Annotated in this window: 1 protein-coding gene; it reads left to right on the top strand. The window is 70.0% G+C overall.

The annotated features are described in order from the left end of the window. Positions 1-41: 41 nt before the first annotated feature. On the top strand, positions 42-2,941 hold a 2,900-nt coding region (locus tag ACIQ6O_RS15630; protein WP_396208704.1), incomplete at its 3' end, for a translocation/assembly module TamB domain-containing protein.

Genomic DNA, 2,941 nt, shown 5'->3' with positions numbered 1-2,941 from the left:
CCAGCCGAGCGCAGATCGACTTGCGGTCGGTGCGGCGTCTCGTGCCCACCGCCCCCGCGATCGACGGCGTGGTGAGCGGGTCGGTGGTGGTGCGTAGCGCCGATCTCTCGGCGGCCGATCTGCGCGCGCTCGCGCTCTCGTGGCGCGATGCGGTGGGGAATGTGAGTGTCGTACGCGGTGACGCTCGGGTGCGATACGCCGGGCGCACGCCGGAGGTGCACGCGGCCCTCGTGTTCGATCCGCTCGCGATGCCCGCGCTCGCGCGTCTCGACACCACGCTACTGCTGCGCTCGCACGTGGCCGGTACGGTGGCGCTCGATGGTACACTCGACTCGCTCACCTGGCGTGGGCGCCTGTTGGCGATGGACGGGGCTGCGCCAGGGCTCGCGCTTGATTCGGCAGGGGTGCCCGCTGGGGCGTCGGTGTTGCTCGACGGCACCGCCTCGCTCCTGCCGCATGAGTGGCGCGGCACGGCCGCTGGTGTGCTGTCTGCCTTCGATGCCCGCGCATGGCTCGGTCGCGCGTCCGTCCCCTCTACAGCGATCGACGGCACCATCCGTCTGTCGGCGCGCGGGCCCCTCGACACGCTTGGCGCTTCGGCCGGGGATACATCGGCGGTGCGGGCCATCGAAGGGAGTGCCGACATCGCGCTGACGCAGCGTGAGAGCATGGGGCGTCCGGCCTTTGCACTCGTCGCCAGCGCCGCGCTGGGGCGCGAGCGATTGGTGGTCGATTCGGCGCTCGGGCGGATAGGTGGCGTGCAGATCGACGCCCACGGTGCGCTGGCGCGCGATACACTGGCGGTGGACACCCTGCAGGTATCCCTGCGCGCCGATTCGCTGGCGGCCGTACGCGAACAGATGGAGCGCCTCGCCAACATGATACAGCCCGTGGACACGGCGCTGGCGCAGTCGCTGCGCACGTTCGCCGCCGATACGCTGGCCGGCGATGCCTCGCTGTCCGGCTACCTCTACGGGAGCCTCGGGAAGGCCGATGCCACCGCCGCCCTTGGCGCGCGTGCCGTGCAGGTGGGCGCGATCCACGTGGGCCGCGTGTTCGGCTCCGCGCATGCTACCGACGTGCTCCGTCGCCCCTCGTTCGAAGGCACGGCCAACGCCGATGACGTCACGGGGCTGGGAGCGGTGCGCATACGGTCGGCGACCTTCCGGGTGACCGACGCGAGTCCAGACAGCGGTGCCCTCGTGCTCGACGTGAGTTCGGATGAGGATGCCCATCTCGTCGCGCGCGGTGCGTACACCGCGAAGGGCAGCGCCACGACCGTACGGGTGGACTCGCTGCGGCTGGCCTACGACAGTGTCACCTGGCGCTCGGTGCAGCCGGCGGTCGTGGTCGCCGATAGCACCGGTCTTCGTCTGGCCCCCATCGAGCTGCGCTCGAGCGCCGGGGGGGCGTTGGTCGTGCAGGCCGACGTGCCGCACCGTGGTGCCGTGCAGGGCGAGCTGCGCGTGGCGCGCTTCCCCTTTGGTGAAGTGAGCGCGCTGTTGGCCGGAACACCGCCGGTGGCGGGTACAATGAGCGGCCGAGCCACGCTCGGCGGGGTGCGAGCGGCGCCACTCATCGCATGGGATGTCGTGGCCGATTCGGTGGGGATGAACGGGTTCCGCCTGCCGCCCATCACCAGCACCGGGAGTTACGCCGACAAGCGGCTCACCGCCCAGGCCACCGTGCGCGATAAGCTCGGCGGGCGCCTGCAGGTGAGCGGGCAGTTGCCGGTCGACCTCACGCTCGCTGCGGTGAATACGCGGTTGCTCTCCGACGCGGTGCAGGGGCGCGTGGACGTTGATGCCCTCCGGCTCGACGGGCTTCCGCTCAGTGTGGTCGGGATCTCGCGCCTGCGCGGCGTGCTGAACGGGGCGTTTACGCTGGGCGGTACCTTCGAGCGGCCTTCGGCCAACGGGCAGGTGGTTCTCGCGGACGCCGGTGCACGCATCGACGATCTCGGAATCGAGCCGGTCGACGGGCGCCTTGCGTTGCGCGCCAACGCCGATTCGCTCGTGCTCGAGTCACTTGCGGTACGAAGCGGCGGCGCGGGCGATACCGTGGGGGCGTCGGGCGTGCTGCGCTTTGCCGCCGGCGAGAGGCCGGCGAGTGTGGATGTGCGGCTCACGGCCCGCGACTTCATCGTGTCACGACAGCGCGACGGCACCGATTTGGACATCGGTGGGGCGCTGCGTCTCTCCGGGGCGCTCGCGCGGCCGCAGGTGAGCGGCACGCTATACGTACCGCGCGCCAATCTCGTGGTGGATCCCCTCGGGGCTCGCACGGCGCTCGATCTCTCCAGTGAGGCGGCCAGAGCGCTGCTCGGAGCCGATGAAGTACCGGTTGCTGCAACCGCGGCGCAGTCACTGTCGCGCCTCGGGTCGAGCGTTACCGTGGCCAATGCGCGCGTCGAACTCGGCAACGAAGTGTGGGTCCAAACACCCGAGTCGCGGGTGAACCTCACCGGCGGACTCGACGTGACATTGAACGGCGATCAGCTGGCGCTCGACGGGGAAATTCGCGCCAACCGCGGGCAGTATCGTCTGGAGTTGGGCGTGGTGAATCGCAGCTTCAGTGTGGACTCGGGACGTGTGCGCTTCTTCGGCAACAACGCCATCGCCCCCACACTCGACATTTCCGCCACCAACGTCGTGCGCGTGGCCGGCGGCAGCGAGATCCCCGTGCGCGTGCACGTTGGCGGCAACTACGACAAGCCGGTGCTCACGCTCTCCAGCACCGATCCGTTGTACGCGAGCGCACCGGAAAGCGAAATCATCTCGCTGCTCATCTTCGGCGCGCCCACCTTCGCGCTCGATGGCCAGAGCCAGAGCACCGTGCGCGCAGTGACGGGCATCCTGCTCCCGAGCGTTGGCGGTCTGGTGGAAGGGGCGCTGCAGCGGTGGCTGCCGGTGAACACCATTCAGGTGAGCACGGGACGCAG

Source organism: Gemmatimonas sp. (assembly GCF_044345575.1).
Taxonomy (GTDB): Bacteria; Gemmatimonadota; Gemmatimonadetes; order Gemmatimonadales; family Gemmatimonadaceae; genus Gemmatimonas.
The sequence above is the reverse complement of the archived record's forward strand: the minus strand, read 5'-3'. Positions and strand labels throughout refer to the sequence as shown.